The 18070-nt window shown below is 55.2% G+C and carries 18 protein-coding genes and 1 riboswitch; all 18 genes read right to left on the bottom strand.

The annotated features are described in order from the left end of the window. Nucleotides 1–78: 78 nt before the first annotated feature. The gene (locus G3578_RS10705; protein ID WP_165212458.1) at nucleotides 79–447 is read right to left on the bottom strand and encodes a glycosyltransferase family protein; all 369 of its coding nucleotides are present in this window, start codon (nucleotides 445–447) and stop codon (nucleotides 79–81) included. A gap of 54 nt (nucleotides 448–501) precedes the next feature. After that, nucleotides 502–1209, bottom strand: coding sequence for a response regulator (locus G3578_RS10700; RefSeq protein ID WP_165212456.1), 708 nt, complete (start codon nucleotides 1207–1209; stop codon nucleotides 502–504). Nucleotides 1210–1243: 34 nt separating this feature from the next. Beyond that, on the bottom strand, nucleotides 1244–2392 hold the full coding sequence (locus tag G3578_RS10695; protein ID WP_165212454.1) for a sensor histidine kinase: 1149 nt from the start codon (nucleotides 2390–2392) through the stop codon (nucleotides 1244–1246). A gap of 11 nt (nucleotides 2393–2403) precedes the next feature. Next, entirely contained in the window at nucleotides 2404–3243 is an 840-nt protein-coding gene (locus tag G3578_RS10690; RefSeq protein WP_241254568.1) for a polysaccharide deacetylase family protein, read from the bottom strand. Nucleotides 3244–3586: 343 nt separating this feature from the next. After that, nucleotides 3587–4063 carry a helix-turn-helix domain-containing protein gene (locus G3578_RS10685; protein ID WP_165212450.1) on the bottom strand — a complete coding sequence of 159 codons (477 nt, stop codon included), beginning with the start codon at nucleotides 4061–4063 and terminating at the stop codon, nucleotides 3587–3589. Between the two features lie 266 nt (nucleotides 4064–4329). Next, entirely contained in the window at nucleotides 4330–5541 is a 1212-nt protein-coding gene (metK, locus tag G3578_RS10680) for a methionine adenosyltransferase (RefSeq protein ID WP_165212448.1), read from the bottom strand. Nucleotides 5542–5665: 124 nt separating this feature from the next. Next, nucleotides 5666–5763: riboswitch (SAM riboswitch) on the bottom strand. Between the two features lie 55 nt (nucleotides 5764–5818). Then, nucleotides 5819–6271, bottom strand: a complete 453-nt coding sequence (locus G3578_RS10675; protein WP_165212446.1) for a hypothetical protein — start codon at nucleotides 6269–6271, stop codon at nucleotides 5819–5821. 24 nt (nucleotides 6272–6295) lie between these two features. Next, a complete protein-coding gene (locus G3578_RS10670; protein WP_165212444.1) occupies nucleotides 6296–8857 on the bottom strand; it encodes a S8 family peptidase in 2562 nt (853 codons plus the stop codon). Between the two features lie 69 nt (nucleotides 8858–8926). Further along, on the bottom strand, nucleotides 8927–9322 hold the full coding sequence (locus tag G3578_RS10665; protein WP_165212442.1) for a hypothetical protein: 396 nt from the start codon (nucleotides 9320–9322) through the stop codon (nucleotides 8927–8929). A 386-nt stretch (nucleotides 9323–9708) separates the two neighbouring features. Then, nucleotides 9709–10686, bottom strand: a complete 978-nt coding sequence (locus tag G3578_RS10660; RefSeq protein WP_165212440.1) for an SLAP domain-containing protein — start codon at nucleotides 10684–10686, stop codon at nucleotides 9709–9711. Nucleotides 10687–10740: 54 nt separating this feature from the next. After that, on the bottom strand, nucleotides 10741–11670 hold the full coding sequence (locus G3578_RS10655; protein ID WP_165212438.1) for an SLAP domain-containing protein: 930 nt from the start codon (nucleotides 11668–11670) through the stop codon (nucleotides 10741–10743). Between the two features lie 84 nt (nucleotides 11671–11754). After that, nucleotides 11755–12699 carry an accessory Sec system S-layer assembly protein gene (locus tag G3578_RS10650; RefSeq protein WP_165212436.1) on the bottom strand — a complete coding sequence of 315 codons (945 nt, stop codon included), beginning with the start codon at nucleotides 12697–12699 and terminating at the stop codon, nucleotides 11755–11757. Nucleotides 12700–12979: 280 nt separating this feature from the next. After that, the gene (locus G3578_RS10645) at nucleotides 12980–13798 is read right to left on the bottom strand and encodes a dienelactone hydrolase family protein (RefSeq protein ID WP_165212434.1); all 819 of its coding nucleotides are present in this window, start codon (nucleotides 13796–13798) and stop codon (nucleotides 12980–12982) included. Then, a complete protein-coding gene (locus G3578_RS10640) occupies nucleotides 13767–13967 on the bottom strand; it encodes a hypothetical protein (RefSeq protein ID WP_165212432.1) in 201 nt (66 codons plus the stop codon). Before G3578_RS10640 ends, G3578_RS10645 begins: the two co-directional genes overlap by 32 nt. A 163-nt stretch (nucleotides 13968–14130) precedes the next feature. Further along, nucleotides 14131–14805, bottom strand: coding sequence for an SOS response-associated peptidase (locus G3578_RS10630; protein WP_165212428.1), 675 nt, complete (start codon nucleotides 14803–14805; stop codon nucleotides 14131–14133). 414 nt (nucleotides 14806–15219) lie between these two features. Continuing rightward, nucleotides 15220–16434 (bottom strand): glycosyltransferase, encoded by a 1215-nt coding sequence (locus tag G3578_RS10625; protein WP_165212426.1) that lies wholly within the window; start codon nucleotides 16432–16434, stop codon nucleotides 15220–15222. A gap of 3 nt (nucleotides 16435–16437) precedes the next feature. Then, nucleotides 16438–17274 carry a hypothetical protein gene (locus tag G3578_RS10620; protein ID WP_165212424.1) on the bottom strand — a complete coding sequence of 279 codons (837 nt, stop codon included), beginning with the start codon at nucleotides 17272–17274 and terminating at the stop codon, nucleotides 16438–16440. 317 nt (nucleotides 17275–17591) lie between these two features. Then, nucleotides 17592–18070 (bottom strand): DUF4073 domain-containing protein (locus G3578_RS10615; protein ID WP_165212422.1); only part of this gene is annotated, 479 nt, incomplete at its 5' end.

The raw sequence follows: 18070 nt of genomic DNA, 5'->3' as shown, positions 1-18070 counted from the left end.
GCGAAAAGACAGAGGCCAATGCAAAAAAATAGCGCAAAGCGCCGCTATGAAAGGGCTGTGGAAAGAAAAAAAGAGCGCTCATCTGACGCTCTCCCATGTTTCCGGCCTGCGCAGGTCTAGGGTAACGATCTGTTGGTACGCCTGATCCTCCTCAGGCCGATCGAGGTAATTCCGTTCAAAAATCGCCTTTATTCTTGGCGTATCGTCCGTGGACCCAAAATCGACGAACGAAATCTGAACCGGTTCTCCGCGAAAGAACGAAGCGTTCCAGATCCTGCGGACTTCCCGCTCCAGGACTTGCTCGGAATTGTAAAGCAGCAGTTGATAATGGATCAGCGGCTCACCGGAGCGCGCGACGGCATTCGTGCCATACCTGCTCAACAAAGTCGCCAACAGAGTGGCGCAACCGTACGCCGCCAGCGTCCATATCAGCAAATCCTCTATCACGGCTATCCCCTCCCCTCACAGAATATGCGGGGAAGGGCGGTCAGGGTTCCGGTATTACAGCTTCACCCAGCCGTTTTTGATGGAGATGACAACAGCCTGCGTACGATCCTGCACATTCAGCTTTTGCAGAATGCTGCTCACATGGTTTTTGACCGTTTTTTCACTGATGAACAAAAATTCGCCGATCGCCCGGTTGCTCTTGCCTTCCGCCATCAGCTGCAGAACTTCCCGCTCCCGCCGGGTCAGGGATTCGATCAGGTGCGGATCGACGGCAGTGGATTCATCATACGATTCCGAACGGTCATGGGATTCTTCCTGTTCCGACAGGCGGCGAAACTCTTCGATCAGCTTGCCGGTTACCTTGGGATGAATGTAAGCGCCACCGCGGGCAACCACGCGCACGGCTTCCACGAGATCGGTAGTGCCCATCTCCTTCAGCAGGTATCCGGATGCCCCCGTCCGCAGCGTGCGATACACATAGCCTTCATCATCGTGAATCGACAGGATGATCACGCGCGTTTTGGGGCTGACGGCAATCACATGCTCGGCGGCCGATACCCCATTCATATTCGGCATGTTGATATCCATCAACATGACGTCGGGCTGATAAGCTTCGGCCAGGCGTGCCGCATCCTCCCCGTCCGATCCTTCTCCTACCACCCGGAAGTCCGGTTCCATCTCCAGAATACGCTTCACGCCATCGCGAAACAATTGATGGTCATCAATCAAGATAATGCTTATCTCATTCTTGTGCTTCTCCATTGAATACCTCCATCTGCGTCATATCTTCTTCCCGCTATGTTCCCGATTTCAGCGGAATCTGAAACATCACTTTGGTTCCCTGCATGGGAGCAGAGTTGATTTCCATCGTCCCATCGAGAAGCTGTGTCCTCTCTTTCATCCCCATGATGCCAAACGAATTGCCGCCTACTTTCTTTTCTTCCATCCGGAAGCCGACGCCGTCATCTTTGACGATCAAAACCAGCACTTTCTGCTGAAACTCTAATTTGACCTGGACAAACCTGGCTTTGGCATGTTTCGCCACATTGTTCAGGCATTCCTGCACCAATCGGAACAACGCCGCCTTGGTTGAGCTGTCCAATTGCTGCTCCTTTCCAAATACCACCAGATCAACCGTGAGCTTGGTACGCTCTTCAAACGTCTGGATATATTTCTGGAGCGTCGGCACCAGCCCGAGGTCATCGAGTGCCATCGGACGCAGATCAAAGATGATGCGCCGTACATCCGCCAAGCTGTAGCGCACCATCTCTTTCAATTCGTGCAGCTCCATTTGGGCTTCCAGGATCCGTTCATTTTTCAACATTTTTTCTACAATCTCGGTGCGCAGCACGACGTTCGCCATGGATTGGGCAGGGCCGTCGTGAATCTCACGGGCGACCCGCTTCCGTTCCTCTTCCTGGGCCTGGATGATCCGAATTCCCATCAACTGGTGCTGTTTGGCCGTCTCCAGCGCTTCCCCCACCTTGCTCAAGTCCCCCTTCAGGTACCCGAGCACCACTCCGATCTGCGTCATTAAACTCTCGGCTTTGTTGATGGTCTCTTCGATCTGCCGAAGCCGCATTTCCAGCTCGTCGCGCCTGCGCCGCAGGTTGCGCTCCCGCTCGCGGTTGATGGACAATTCCACCTGGAGGACATTGGCTTCCTCATAAGCCTGCCGGATATCGTCCTCGGTGTGCGCGTGAAAATTACGGCTGACATGAACAAGGCGATTGCGCGCTTTACGGTATTGCAGTTCAAGCATGTCTACTTTCTCGATCACTTCTGCGATCTGACGGCGCAGCTCCACGATCTCCGCTTTCATGGAATTGCTCTCACGCCGGGCTGTTTCCGATATATCGAAGATTTGCTGTTTGCTCATCTCAACCGTATGAATGGTCTTTTTCAGTACAGCATCCAACAGGCTCACATCGATTTGCTTGTACATGACAGCTCTCCTCAATTTGTTTTCAACCCGGTGAACAATTCCTGCAGCTTGGACGTGTCCACTTCCGGCAGCCCCACGTCAAAACGCGGAATCCGGTATGGATCTACGCCCGCCTTCACAACCGCCGCCCTTGTGCTGAATGCATACCGGTAGCCTGCCTGTTTGGCCGTTTCCACCACGATATCGTTGGCATAACCAAACGGAAACGAAATTGCGTCGACCGGTTTATGAACCAGGTCTGACAGCGCCGAGCGCGACATCCGGAAATCCACATACAGTCGATCCCGATATTCCTGCTCCTCCTCCAATCGCTGCAAATCTTCGAGGTAGACCGGCGCCGTCTCCGGCCGAACCTCCCCCCACTCGTTGACGACTTTCTGCTCATGGAGGCTGTAGGTATGGGAGGCCACATCGACCAAACCGGATGCTGTCATTTCTTCAATCTCCGAGTAGGTGAGCGGCGGCGTCATATTCTCCCGCTTCCTGTCCACCGTATCTCGGAGGCGTCCCGCAATGACAAAGGAGACCGAGGGAAACCCATACTGTTTCAAGATCGGAAACGCTTCCTGATAATAACTCTCATAACCGTCGTCAAAGGTGATCAACACGGCGTTCTCCTTGGTCAGCACGCCGGTGTCGACAAACCGCAAAAACTCTTCCAGCGAGATGGGATGAAAATCATGCTGGTAGAGAAAAGCCATATGCTCCGCAAACTGTTTCGGACTCACCACAAACCGTTGGCCGGGTTTATCCGTTATGTGATGGTAGGTCAGAACGACCACCTGGTCACGGTACCAGAATTGTTTGGTGACGGGCAGATTCTCTTTTTCGGCGCTGCTCGTCAGGGTCATGCGGGGGCTCCTTGTTTCCATAGACGTGGTACCTTGGGTAAATTGTTGCAGACTCTGCCGATTATTTTCCTGATTTTCCACGGATATCAGGAATCCCCCTCCGATGACAAGCACCAAGGTTAGGAAAAAAGTAGTGAGAAAGGATATCCTTCTATGCACGCAGCGTCCTCCGTCAGCGGCGACCGGCGCCTGTTGTTGCCCCGGGAGATGGGGGGATTTCTTTCAAACAACTGTTTCGACACAAGTGAGGAGATTCCTTTATACATGTCATGCCAGCGCAGGTGGATTTCGCCAAACAAAATACCCACCCGGATTCCCAGGATCGCAGGTGGGTCTGAACCGATTATGTATTCCTTTTCGAAGCGCGCGCCGTCGCGATGATTCGCCATTCTTCTTCCGACAGGTGAAACAGCGCCAGTATTTTCTTTCGCAAGGAGGCCGTTAACCGTCGATTTCCCTTTTCAATCTCCCGATAGGTGACGCGGCAAATGTTCAACTCCGCTGCGACATCCTGCTGCGTCAAATTCTTTTCCACCCTCAGCTTCCGAAGCAGGTTTCCGATTGTATTCTCCATGCTGCCGGCGGAACGCTTCATTCTGGCGGCCATTAAACTTCTTCTTGCGATCTCTTCATCCAGCCTGTCCGATATCTTTTTGTCGCACGAACTGCAACGATACCTGCGTCTGGTCACGACAACGGTGTTCCACTCTCCGTTCTCAATGATGCGTATCAGCTGCGCCCTCTTCTCAGCCTTGTGCAGGCGGGTACAGCCGCATTCAGGACAACGTTCGGGCTTGTAAACCTTGATGTCAACAGCCATTCTCCATCCACTCCCATACATCACGCCATCAATTTTCTCTTGTTGGATCGTTCGTTTCTAATGTAAATCGATATAACGCTGTAGCCTGCCGGGTTCCTCCCAAGCCGGAATGGAAAAGTTTCGTTATTTCTTGCAAATGTCACCAATTTACCAATCAATTATAGATGATGATGAAAATAATTGGCAATTCTGTTAGTGCAGGAAAGAGGCAAAGAGAACGAAAAAGACGTGACAGCATGCACTGTCACGTCTATGTGGCAATCGGTTTATTTTGTCAGTTCCGCTGCGTCCCGTTTCAAAACCTCCGCTTTATCCGTACGCTCCCACGGCACATTCAGGTCATTGCGGCCAAAGTGGCCATATGCCGCGGTTTGTTTGTAAATCGGACGGCGCAGGTCAAGCTGTTTGATGATGCCGGCCGGACGAAGGTCGAAATGCTTGCGGATCAGGGTGACCAGATGCTCTTCGGAAATGGTGCCCGTGCCGAATGTATCCACGCTGATGGAAACCGGCTGGGCCACACCGATCGCGTACGCAACCTGGACTTCACACTTGTCTGCCAGTCCGGCAGCCACGATATTTTTCGCGACGTAGCGGGCTGCGTATGCACCGGAACGGTCCACTTTCGTCGGATCCTTGCCGGAGAAGGCGCCGCCGCCGTGGCGGGCGTACCCGCCGTAGGTGTCCACGATGATTTTCCGACCGGTCAAACCGGCGTCACCCTGCGGTCCGCCAATCACGAAACGGCCGGTCGGGTTGATGAAGTACTTGGTTTGGTCGTCCAGGAAATGAGCCGGAACCACCGGCTTGATCACGTGTTCGGTCAAATCGGCCTTGATTTGGTCAAGCGTCACTTCCGGCGCATGCTGGGTGGAGATGACGATGGTATCGATCCGAACCGGCTTGTCACCCTCGTACTCCACGGTTACCTGTGTCTTGCCGTCAGGACGCAGGTAGTCGAGCGTGCCGTTTTTGCGCACTTCAGCCAAGCGGCGCGCGAGTTTGTGCGCCATGCTGATCGGGAGCGGCATCAGCTCCGGCGTCTCGTTGCAGGCGAAGCCAAACATCAAGCCTTGGTCACCGGCACCGATCGCTTCAATCTCCTCATCGGTCATTTTGCCTTCTTTGGCTTCCAACGCCTTGTCTACCCCGAGGGCGATGTCAGCAGACTGTTCCCCAATCGCGGTGATCACCCCGCAGGTATCGGCATCGAAGCCGAATTTCGCCCGGTCGTACCCGATTTCCCGAATGGTGTCGCGAACCAGCCGCTGGATGTCCACATATGTGCTGGTGGTAATCTCGCCTGCTACCAGTACAAGACCGGTGGTCACGGATGTTTCGCAGGCAACCCGTGCATTCGGATCCTTGGCCAGGATCGCGTCCAGAACAGCATCGGAAATCTGGTCGCAGATCTTGTCGGGATGTCCTTCGGTAACGGATTCTGAAGTGAAGAGTCGGCGGCCTTTTTGCAGTGCCATGAGTCTACCTCCTTTTATCTTCAATACGAATAGTGTGGTAGCCGAAGCAGGTTTCTATTTGACGTTCAAAAAAAAACCTTTTCCATTGGTGAGGAAAAGGTGCTTTTTCTATGCGTTCCCTAACCTCTTATCGGCCAGAACAAACTGTTCTGCTGGTTAGCACCGAACGGGTCGGTTGCCGGGCTTCATCGGGCCAGTCCCTCCGCCTGCTCTGGATAAGAGTATCCATTACGGATTATAGAATAATCTTTTTTGCTGCGGGTGTCAACGCTTATTATTATTTCAATTCATATTTTCCGCGAACCATTATATAGGCGGTTCCTTTGTAATTGGGCGCCAATCGCAGTCCCCGCGAGTCGGAACGGGCGATCAGGAGCAGATGGTTGGGCGCAACCGGCGCTCCCCCGCGCAGATCGACGCCGGCCGTAATATCGGTCAACCCGTCTCCATGCACCCCGGCAACGGCGATGACGCTTCCCGTCCGGACGATAAACTCTGTCCCTTCCATGCCATACAGCGTGTGGCCGGGGGTGAGTTCCACCACCTTCAGGCTGCTTCCCCCCGCTGTCGCCAGCGCCTGCTGGATTTGTTGGTCCACATAGCTTTTGGTAACCACCGGATCGTCTGCTGAGCCGGGAACCCCCGATCCTCCCGCTGCCCAGGCCTGCGTAGCCATGACAGCCATGCCGAGCAGCAGCGCGGCGATTCCTCCTTTGAGCATCTTGTTCATCGCGCGTCATTCCTCCTTCTTGTCCTACAGCTTGTATATCCTGGTGAGAAGAACCACCATTTCTGCGCGGCGGGCATATGCCAACGGCTTAAACACGCCTCCGTCGTAGCCCTGGATCCATCCGCGGGATGTCAGGGCTTCAATCGCCGGGGAAGCCCAATAGTTGTTGGAAACATCCCGGTAGGACGAATAGCTGTGCTTGTATAACAGGGCATTTTGGGCACGGGCCACCATGACCGCCATTTCCGCGCGGGTCAACGGCTGGTTGGGCTTGATCGTATTGTTCGGATATCCGCGAATGATGCCGAGGCGATACGCCTTCATCAAATCGTCGTAGGCCCAGTGTTTTTTCGAGATGTCACGGAACGGATTGCTGCCGGTATAGGGACTGACATAGGCGCCGCTCGCCCTCATCGCTTTCAGCAGCATCACCGCAAACTCGGCACGGGTGACCGCCTGATTCGGACGGAAGGTGGCGTCATTAAACCCTTTCACCACACCTTTGCGGGTCAGTCTGGCGATCTCGCTGCGGGCCCAATGTGTGGCAATATCCCGATATCCTTCGATGAGCCTTTCTTTGGTCAGCGTCAATCGGTAGGTGTCATACCTGATCGGGACGGTGCTGTTCAGCCGTACATAATATCGCCCCGGTCGAAGGCGCAGGCCGGTAATCGTCTTGCCTCTGTCGGACAATTCTGCAACCATGTTCTCCGATGCGAGCGCATAATTGAAGGTATTCGAGCCGTACAGCGCCAATCGCACGCCCGAGCTGACCGGGATGTAAGGCGCCCGGATGCTGACGTAGGAATCCGCGTCGACATCGAAACGAAACCAGTCATAGTCATAGACGGTCGGCAGTGTGCCTGTCATCAGCACGCCGTTGGCCAGAGGGGAAGCCTGGCGGTAGGAATCGTTCGGCTCATTGGTATCCTTGCGTTCCGGCGTATACTTCAGATTAAGAAAGTACTCCCCGTTTACCTGGGAATTGTAATACTCGGACAGGCGGATATAGTACTTGCCGGGGGATACCTCTTTGGTCACCCGCTCGGTCTGGTCGTCCCGCGTGCTGTTGTCATAAGGAAGATCCCAGCCTTGCCCCTGCTTCCCGATATAGAGCACCGTGTCCAGCCGGTTGGTATCGGTGGTAACCGTAATATTCAGAAGACCATACTCCCGTACGTAATAGGAGAACCAATCCTTGTCGTTCGGTTCATGGAAATTGCCGACAAGGGCAATCTGGTTTCCCACCAGCGGGCGGGCGGTCGCCATGTCGTTGTTCCGCTCGTACCGGTCGGGGTTAATGTTGAAATGGCTGGTGAGCACATAGTTGAAGGAACCGATGCCGCCGCTGCGCTCCAGCTTCAGATACATCCGCCCCTCTTTCGCCGGAATGGTTAGCGTATCCCCATTTCCGATGTAGTAGGTATGGGGCTGCTCGTTTGCCACGTAAAAGGTGGCCGCAATAGCCACGATGGAGCGGGTGGTGACGTTCGCATTGAACGTTACTTTGCCGTCATAGGGAATATCCATGTAGTACCAGTCGATCCGGTCATTCTGATTCAAATCGGCGCGCAGCTGTCCCTCGATCGGGAACGCTTTTGCAGAGGACTGGCTGCTGTTAGGCTCGAGAAAATCAGTTTTGGGCGTCGTATGGAGCGCTTTGTTGATATCCAAAAGGCCGTATCCTGTCCGCCGATCCCAGCCGGGCACATTCAGGTCGCGGGCTGTCTGGTAAAGAAGCTGCCGCACCTCAAGCGGCGTCATTTTCGGATATTTCGCCAATATCAGGGCACAGGCCGCCGCCACCTGCGGCGCTGCCGCCGATGTACCGGTTATCGCCCCGTAGGAACCGCCCATTTTGGTGGTATAAATGCTTTTGCCGGGCGCCATGATTTTGATCTCCGGTCCATAATTGGAGCGATACCATGGCTCATTGTTGGAGTCAACGGCCCCGACGGCAATCACCGTGGGATAAGCCGCTGGATAGTCAACCCGGCTGCCTTCGTTGCCGGTAGCAGCCACCAGGATCACGCCTTTGGCTTCCGCACGTTTGACCGCCTCTTCCAAGGCACGGGAAGTGGTAATACTGGAAACCGACATGACCACAATCTTGGCGCCCCGATTGATCGCCGTATTGATGCCGGAGGCGATGACATCGACATTGTTTTGCTCTCCTCTGCTGTCAAGCACTTTGATCGGCAGGATCCTGGCATTCCACAGCACGCCCGAAACCCCGATTCCATTGTTCCCTCTTGCCGCCAGAATCCCGGCCGTACTCGTGCCATGACCATTATCGTCTTCGGCGGGCCTGCCCGGATTTACCAGGTTGATGCCGGGGAGCAAATTTCCCTTCAGATCGGGGTGATCGGTATCCACACCGGAGTCGAGCTGGGCAATGGTAATGGCCGTATTGCCCGTCACGGTCGCCCATGCTTTGTCCGCCTTGATCTGTTTGAGATGCGTCTGGTTATTGATATAGCGATCGTTGGTGATGGCGGCTGCCTGCGTCTCTTGGACAGCGCCCGGGACCAGCGGGCACAAGATCGCAACGACAAGCAGTCCACGTATCAATCTGCGAGCGTTCATATCGTTTCCTTCCCCCCTTCTCTTCGGCCTGATCATCAAGCCAGAAAGGGAAACCGGGTAGTGGTTGATCTATCGGATATAGGCAATATCCGGAGCGTCGGAATCCGGACTCTCTCCGTTTCGGTCTATGTACATCTTGCTGCCGTCCGCAATGCGGGTATAGACCGGTTCCAGCTTGGAGGGGTCATAGGGATAAAGCGGGCGGTCCCGCATGATTTCATCAAGACTGGCCATTTCATTTCCCACCACATAGTAAATATGGGTAAAATCGGTCATGTCCAAAAAGATGATCAGTGCGTCCTTGTGTTGTAAGATATCATCGATCGCAAAGTAAACGGGAGCGCTCCCGCCGAAGTACAATCCCTCTTCAGGCTTGGGAGATGCAGCGGCAGCTCCCGCGATGCCACATGGAAATACCAGTGCCAGCGCGATGAAAAAAAGGAGCCATTTCTGTCCAAAACGCATGCTACCATCCTCCTCCCACCACCGTACCATCCTTTCTTAGTCTAGCATATTTGAGTCAGCGGGCAAGTGATAATCCCCCTCTCCATGTTGACAGCTTCACAGTTTCCCTCCTTGCCGGCGGCTGTCCAAAACGATGACAACCCTCAAATATATTGGACGACGAAAGGGGAGAAAACGTTACATTGTACCCAGCCGACTTAAGCTATGCTCAACCCCAAAAAGTGACGTAGCCCTTCGAAGCTTAATCCGAGTACTTTTTGGGACCCCTGAACATGCTGTGTCGGCGGGGGCCCCCAACCTTTCCACCCTCGCTTTATCGCTTTAAAGAATGGCAAGAAAAAATCCTCGCGACATGAACGATCACGAGGATTTTTTGTACATAAAGATTACTGCACCAGCCCTTTGGCTCCTTGGGGCTCCTTGCGCGGCTTCGGGTCCGGGATATAGGCCGTGCATTCAGCCGGATTGATATCCTGCGCTTTCAGTGAATCCTTCGGCACATGGAAGGTCCACATGCGGCTGCTGCCTGCATCGACATGCAGATTTTGCAGCTCATAATGTACCCGCGCCACCTCGCGCCCCTTTTGATCCTGGATCAGGATGGGCACCTCGGTAAACTCCAGGCGCTTTTCCAAGCCGTTGCGGAAGAGCACAATTACTTTCAGGCCACCTTCTTCCGCCTCCGCAATATCAATCACCTGCAGATCCACTTCGCCGGGCACCGCTTTGATCTTGTCTTCAGCCACCTGCATGTACTTGGCCACTTCCTCCGCACTCAGCCCATTGGTCTCCGCATAGGCGCTCGGCGGCAAAGCCCTTTTTTTCGGACGTCCCTCATACACCAGCGTGAGCGGCACCTCCTGCTCGGGAACGCGGCTGAATTCTTCCCAGCGGAACAAGAACTCACATGGGCGGCTGGCGAATTTGCCCACCGCGCCGAGCGACATCAGATCAAACGATTTCCGGGCAACCACTTCGCCGTCCGGTGTGACAAGGGCAAGCGGAAGCTTCTGGATCAGGATGTCACGCTTTGTGGCGTTGCGCAGGAACGCCAGCACCAGATACCCTTCCCGCACCACATTCGCAAAGAACGGGAAAATTCCCACTTCATCACGGACAACCGGCGGCAGTTCATCATGGATAAATTGGATAAGCTCCTCTTCCACTTCTTCCAGCCTGTTCTCCCAAGGCCCAACCAGTATCAATGACATTTCGCGGGAATCCACCCGATTGGCCGACAGTTCCGGCTGATCAAGGCCGGAAACCCCCAGATACCATTCCCGCTGCAAATGCTCGCGAATATCCTCACGCACCTGCTCCAGGCTTTCTTTCGTACCAAACCAGTTTTCCAACAACCAACTCATGCAAACAACCTCCTCTGTTGCCGATCCTGTGACGTCAGGGGCAATCCGCTCTCTCTATTCTTCCACTTCCAGCATCCACTTGCGCAGATCGGCATCCGGCTTCTTCACCATGCTGGCGGGGAACACAACCAGCCACGGGCGGCTGGTGCCCGGCAGAACACGCACCTTGCCGGTGTCAACTGTCCCGGCAACGACTTCGTCGCCGGCAGCATCGAAGATCTTTACTTTCAGCTTCTGCGGCTGATAGTAGTCGTCATGCGCGTTGCGGAACAGCATGCCCACGACCAGGTTGCCGTCCTTCGTCCTGCCGATGTCAAAGCCGGTGATTGTCACTTCATTCGGGCGCATCGGCGGCAGCGTATTGACGATTTGCTCCAGACGTTCCTTCTGGCGTTCGGTCATGCGGGCTTCCATCTCCGGATCCAGGTCAAGATGCTTCGGCCATACCCGCGGCCCCGTGCTCATGGCCACTTTCCAGCTCTTGAACATGAAATGGTCATGCAGATAGCTTTCGGGCGGGAATACCACTTCCCACGGGCGGCTGGTATATGGCGGAATGGCATCCAGGTCGGAAAGATCGAAGCGATGGCGCGCAAATGTCTTGTCATCGAACAAAAGGGCCAGCGTGAGGTGCTTGATCCGAACCGGCCGTGGGGAACCATTGCGGAAAAACATCGCGACCGTCATCCCCTTTTCGCCGGGAATCAGGCTAAATCCGGCCACGCCCACGGTGCCGTCGATCATTTCCGGCAGTTCGGCCTGCAGGAAGCGCAGGGTGTATTTCTTCTCCGCATCAAGGTGATGCTCCCAGACCGGATGAAGCGACAATTCGGTTTTTACCTTTTTTCTTTCCGTCGGAGCCGTTTCCGCTTGCGGGTCGGCTCCTTCCGCGATTTGTGCGGCTTCTACCGTCGATTCTTCCTGCAAGTCTTTCTGAATTTCTTCACGATCCTTGCCCAACCAGTTCTTTAAAAAGGAAAACATAAGATCCCCCTCACCATTCCGGCTCGAAAAAATGCCTACTAATCATAATACCGTTACGGAAACGGCGCGGTCAAATCGCCGGCATCATGCTTGCGGGACACGAACGCTCCAGCGCGAGAAATCGGCATCCTGCTTGACGATGCTTTCCGGCGGATAAATGAAGAGCCACGGCTTGCTGGTTCCCGGATTCACGGTCAAGCCACCCAACTCAAACAATCCCTGAGCCGCTGTCTCTCCGGTCGCATCCACCAGGGCAAGCGGCAGTTTCTCAAACGACAGCGCCTTATCGGAGCCGTTGCGGATCAAAAGCAGCGCCCGCAGGCTGCCCGCATCGTCCTTATGAAGCTGAACGCTCTGCACGTTGACCTCACCATGCTGGATCGGCGGCAGGCGCTTGGCCAGCTCGATAAGTTGGTGTTTCTGCTCATCGGTCAAGGTTTTGATCCACGATTCCTCCAGCTCCAACTGCTGCGGGAGAATCATCTTCTTCTCCGCGATCTCGAAAGCCAGCTTCCAGTTGGTCAAGAGGAGGTTCACCTGCAGGAAGTGTTCACGGGTAAAGACGAATTCCCACGGCCGGGCATGAAACGGCGGAATCTCTCCTGCCTCCGACAGATCAAAGACTTGTCTCGCAAACAGTTCGCCCTGCTTCACCAAGACAACCAGCGGCATCTTCTGCAGCCGGATCGGCCGGGGAAGGCCATTGCGGATGAACGCCGTGACCAAAATCCCCTCTTCATGGGGAACAAGACCGATTCCTGCCAAAGAGACGCTTCCTTCTGCCATCGGCGGAAGTTCGTTCGCCATGAAGGAGAGCGTGTATTTTTCCTGCTGCGAAAGCCGCTGTTCCCATGATTCATGCAGGGAAAGCGGGGTCACTCTTTGGGCAGGATCGTTTGCCGGTGCGTCTTTCCCGCCGTCCCCAAGGGGCGCCTCGGCTGCGGGAAGAACCGATTCCTCCTTGATCTGCTCTTTTATTTCTTCCGGGTTCGGCTGTTTCCCCAACAAGCTCTTTAAAAAGGATAACATCGTGTCTCGCTCCCTGTTTCTCTCTGAGATATATGCTGCCTGACCTTCACTATAGCATAAGAGAGAATGTTTTCAAAAACTTTTCGCTGGCAAATGAAGAACGGCTGCGCCCGGTGCAGGCACAGCCTCTGCCTGCGGACAGGTGCCCGGTATGGCGTAAGCGGATTCAAACGGTCAGCAGATTGCGCGGAAAAAACAAAGAGAGGCGCTCTCTCCTCCGTGCCTCTCTTTGCCGCATACATATGCATCTGTATTGGTGAAAATGCGGTTTTCTGCTTTTTTATCGCAATACCTCATGAAAAAAGGAGAGCGTTTTCTGCCAAGCATCCCGGGATGCCTCCACATGGTAAGCGGGGCGTGTATCATTGAAAAAGGCATGGTGGGCTCCCTCGTAGATGTGGGACGTAAAGGTTTTTCCCGCCGCCTCCATCGCTGCTGCGAAGCCCGCTACCTGGGACGTGATCCGCTCATCCAATCCTCCGAAAAATCCGGCCACCGGGCACTGGATGGCAGCCACCTGCTCTTTGGCCGGCAGATTGCCGTAATAGACGACGGCGCCCGCCAAGCGCGGTTCAGCGGATGCCAGCATGACGGACAACGCCCCGCCCATGCAGTAGCCAACCGAGGCGATCTTCTGGCCGCGGCTCTCTTCATCTTCCGAGAGAAACCGCATGACTGCTTTCAGGATCTCCAGTTTTTCCGGCAAACGGGTCAGACCGCCAAACAGTTCGGCAAACGTCTCGCGAATCTGGTCCCGCACCTGTGCCGGCTGCTTTTCCAAAGCGGCTTCACGAGCAGCCGCGTCATGCCAGGAAGAAGGCGGAAGCGTATTAAGGAAGGCCTTGATCTGTTCGATCCGCTCCTCCTTCAAGCTGTCCGGACGTTCCCCGTTGACCGCGTACAAGTCAGGCGCCACCGCCAGATAGCCTGCCTTCGCAAAACGTTCGGCAACATCCAGAATGTGCGCGTCTGTCCCCCAGATTTCCTGGATTACCATCACCACGGGCAGCGGCGTTTTGGCCCGTTCCAGCCGTGCCGCGTACAAGCGGTAAGTCGTTCCTCCGCTTTCAAATTGTTTCCATTCCGTCCGAAGCGTCATCTTTTCCCCTCCTTTTTCCGGTCAGCGTGATCACCGTAATCCCGGGACCACTGATCTGGCAAAGATCGGTGCTGCCGCCGGGCGCACACTGCGTCCCCAACTCTCCGCTGGTAATTGCATATCCCTGTATCTGAATCGCATCCAGTTCCTTCAACAACTCGTTGATCAATCATTTTCGTCCCTAGTATACGTACGCAGGTCAGAGAAAAGCAAGCGTTCCTTCCGTTTCTCTTCCGGTCGATAGGCAAGCAGCGTTTTTCCCAGGGCGGTCGTATGAGCGGGCAGCCTGTCAATAGCATTGTGGGAAATCTTGCAAAAGGCATGCCGTATCTCTACTGTCCGGCAACCTCCCGAATACACGCGGGAACATCGTTTTTCGGGCTTCCCACGATCGATGACACCGGGTATGCCTTCATCTTTGCAGCGTTATACGGAACCAGCAGCGAATGCAGCATGTCGGCATCAAACTTCTCCCGGTCGAGCCAGATGTCCATGTCCTCCGGTCGCAGAATCACCGGCATGCGGTCATGGATGTCCGCCACCAATTCGTTTGGTTGCGTGGTGATGATGGTGCAGGTGGAAAGCTTCTCGCCGTCCGGCCGCATCCAGGTGTCATACAGGCCGGCAAAGGCAAACAGGCTGCCGTCCTTCATCGTGATACGCATCGGCTGTTTCCCCTTCTCCGTCCGCTTCCACTCGTAAAAGCCGTCTGCAGGGATGATGCAGCGCTTGCGCCGGAAGAGCTGCCGGAATGCCGGTTTCGCCGCCAGTGTTTCGGCGCGGGCGTTGATCATCGAATACCCGATCTTCTCCTCTTTCGCCCATGACGGTACCAGCCCCCACCGGAGCTGACCAACCCGCCGCCTGCCGCCGTCTGCAATGATGGCCGGAATCATCTGCCCCGGCGCAATGTTGTAGCGCGGATGCCAGTCGAATGGGAGGTTGTCAATCTCAAACTCACTCATAAACATGAGTGGATTAGCAAATAGTGAAAATCGTCCGCACATGTCGATCCCTCCTGCTCTCATCATGCCCCGGAACATGCCATTTTCTCCCCGCGAAATCGGGGGAAACGAGTTCAAGCATAAAAAAAGCTCCGACCAGCAAAATGTGATCGGAGAGGTAGTACGTGAATGAGTTCATTATATGTTCGATCGCCGGAGCTTGCCTTAGTTTGTTGTTGGGAAGCGAGGAAAGCTTATCCTCGATTGGGGATGACATGAAAAAAGGAGGCAGTCTTCTGCACAGATTGACTGCCTCAATGCAATACCCCAAGAACAATACGTAGAGGAATACCCTCCTTATTCTGTTCATCGGAAAAGGCGGAGCATGCATTCATGCATAAATTATGGTAATTGGTCAGCGAACCAAGGGTGAATGAACACAGTATGTGCAAAAAGGATCGCCTGGACGATCCACCGCTAGAACCGGACGGTCTTGTCCCACACCGGTTCATCTTTCCGCTGCCGACGCTTGTACTCCAGGTAAGCGGCGCGCACCAGCAGGAACATCCACAGCTGCGAATAGGTGAAGTACATGACAAACGAAACGACAAGATTGACGGGACTTGCCATGCCGTCCGCCACTTCCGCACTCAGCAGCTGGATCACATAGATCAGCCACGACTCGAACCACAGCAGGAGCAGAGGGGCCGCGTACGATGTGTCGGTAATCCCCAGCACGCCCAACAGGAACCAGACGTCGGAAATCAACAGAACCGCCGCAAACACGATGTAGATGGACAGTATATGAACCGCATGCAAAAAAACATGCCGTTCGCGCCACGACGGCGTTTCGAACATTTTGCCGATCAGCTGCAGATTTCCCTGCATCCATCTCGTCCGCTGCCTAAGCCAAACCGCAAATGTTTGGGGCTCCTGCTCCCACGAGCGCGACTGCGGAACAATCGGCAGCCTCCCACCTACGGCCGCCAGCGAGATGGTAAGGTCGGCATCCTCGGCCAGAGCGGAAGAATCCCAGCCGCCTGCGGAGACCAGCGCCTCGCGCTCCACCACGAGATTGGTCCCGGTCAGCGTGCCCAGCCCGAACAAATGCCAGCGCCCGCACTGCATCAACAGTTGGAAGACGGTAAACTCCAGGGCGATCATGCGCGTCAGCCAATTGTTCTCGGCGTTGAGGGTTTTCACGTAGCCGACGGCACCAACCGCCCCCGGCGTCTGAACGGCTGCCTCGACCAGCAGGCGCAAAGCATCCGGCTCCGGCTGGTTGTCGGCGTCATAAACGGCGACGTATTTCTCTCGCACCAGCGTCAGTCCGTAGTTCAGCACCCGGCCTTTCCCCTTCGGCGTTCCCGGGGGAACTTTGACATGCCGGAAGTGGGAAAACATCGAAGCGTAATAGTCGGCGATGTCGCCGGTTGCATCAGAGGAATTGTCGTTCAGCACATACACGGTCAGCGGACCGTCATACCGCAGCCTCGCCATGGCATCCAGCGTCTGGGCCAATACTTTTTCCTCATTGTAGGCCGGGATCAGGATGGCGACACCTGGGTATTCTCCAAGCGGAGGAGAAGGAGCCGTTCTGGATCGGAAGACGAGTCCGGCGACACACAGCACCGAATAATACAGCAGCAAGAGCCAAAACAATGCCGCAATCACGAGCAGGACAACCGACACGGGTCAGCCTCCTTCCCGCCGCACGGAGACGGCCCCATCTGCCCCGAATGCTTCCAGCAGCGCTTCCACCTGAGACCAGCCCTGGTATACGGGCAGTTCCTCGATACGCACCCACGACATGACCACGTCCGCCCGGAGTCTGCGCTGCTGAAGCAGCAGCCAGTGAAAGCGCTGAAGCGCCCGCTGCGCCCCTCCCCGGTCACAGCGCTGCAAGACGATCGCGATGGTGGAGGGCGAAATGCGCCCCACGATGTCAAACTGGTCGCGCACCGCCGCCAGCGCCGTCTCTCCGACCACCTGCAGCACAGCTTCCGGTGTGTAGCGGCGTCCGCCAAACCCGACCACGCGGGAAGGAACGGAAACAAACAGGACCATGCCCGGTTCGTTTCGCCTGCGCAGCGCGACCACGATCGCTTTCAGGCGTTCCTTGAATTCGTTCGCACTCAGCACGGACACCGCCTCGTCCGTTTTGCGAAGGGCGGCAGCCTGCCGCACAGCTTCCTCATAGGAATGAGCCCACCGGCGCAGCTCCGTTGCCTGCGCCCATGACGCAGCCGCGATCCCCAGCACCACGAGCTGAAGAACGATGGACTGCAACTGCGTCACGACATCCCAGCCGACTTTCCATCCTTCTATGACGGCACCAAAGGCGTGGATCAGGATGAGGACGACCAGCAAGGCGAAGGAGCGCAGCGGGGACAAGCGCAGGAAAAGAACGTACAACAACGCAACAACAGCCAAAACCAGCCATACAACGCCCATGGGCACAAGCATGGCAAGCCCGGCAACCAGCATCAGTTGAATCAGGGTTAATCCGGCAACAATGACACTTCGCTTCATGATGCATTCTTCCCGATGTTATGACCTTGAAGCAATCTGCTACGTCATTATGGCACGGCGCGGGAGAAGCGTCAATTCATAGGGAAACATCAAATCTTTCCAAATTGGAAGCTATTTATGCCGATCCAACCAGATTTCAGGGGCTTCTTCCGTGGAGGAAAACCATGACAACACATGGAGTGGGCAGCAGGCATTGTCCGTTAGGCTGCCCCCTCTACATGAAAAAAGGGCCTACCGCATTTCTGCGATAGACCCTTTCGGCATTTTTCGGGAGGTAGCAGGCACCACTATTATCCTATCCACTAATTCTGCATCCTCTACCCTGTAAAGTCTACAGCCGTCACTTCTCCGGCTGGTGTGTCTTGTGTAGCTGCTACCCGAACTTGTACTGTTACGTTGCCTTCGAAGGTCGGTACGTTTTGCTCGTCGTATGCTACCCAGGTTTGCCCACCATCAGTGGAGTATTCCATGGTTGCATCTGCTCCAACCAGTACGTTGTTCTCGTCATCTGCCGTTACGTTCGGTGCGGCTGGGGCATTTGCTGTAAAGTCTACAGTCGTCACTTCTCCGGCTGGTGTGTCTTGTGTAGCTGCTACCCGAACTTGTACTGTTACGTTGCCTTCGAAGGTCGGTACGTTTTGCTCGTCGTATGCTACCCAGGTTTGTCCACCATCAGTGGAGTATTCCATGGTTGCATCTGCTCCAACCAGTACGTTGTTCTCGTCATCTGCCGTTACGTTCGGTGCGGCTGGGGCATTTGCTGTAAAGTCTACAGTCGTCACTTCTCCGGCTGGTG

Source organism: Brevibacillus sp. SYP-B805, from assembly GCF_011059135.1.
Lineage (GTDB): Bacteria > Bacillota > Bacilli > Brevibacillales > Brevibacillaceae > Brevibacillus_F.
This window is presented reverse-complemented; position numbering and strand designations above follow the sequence as displayed.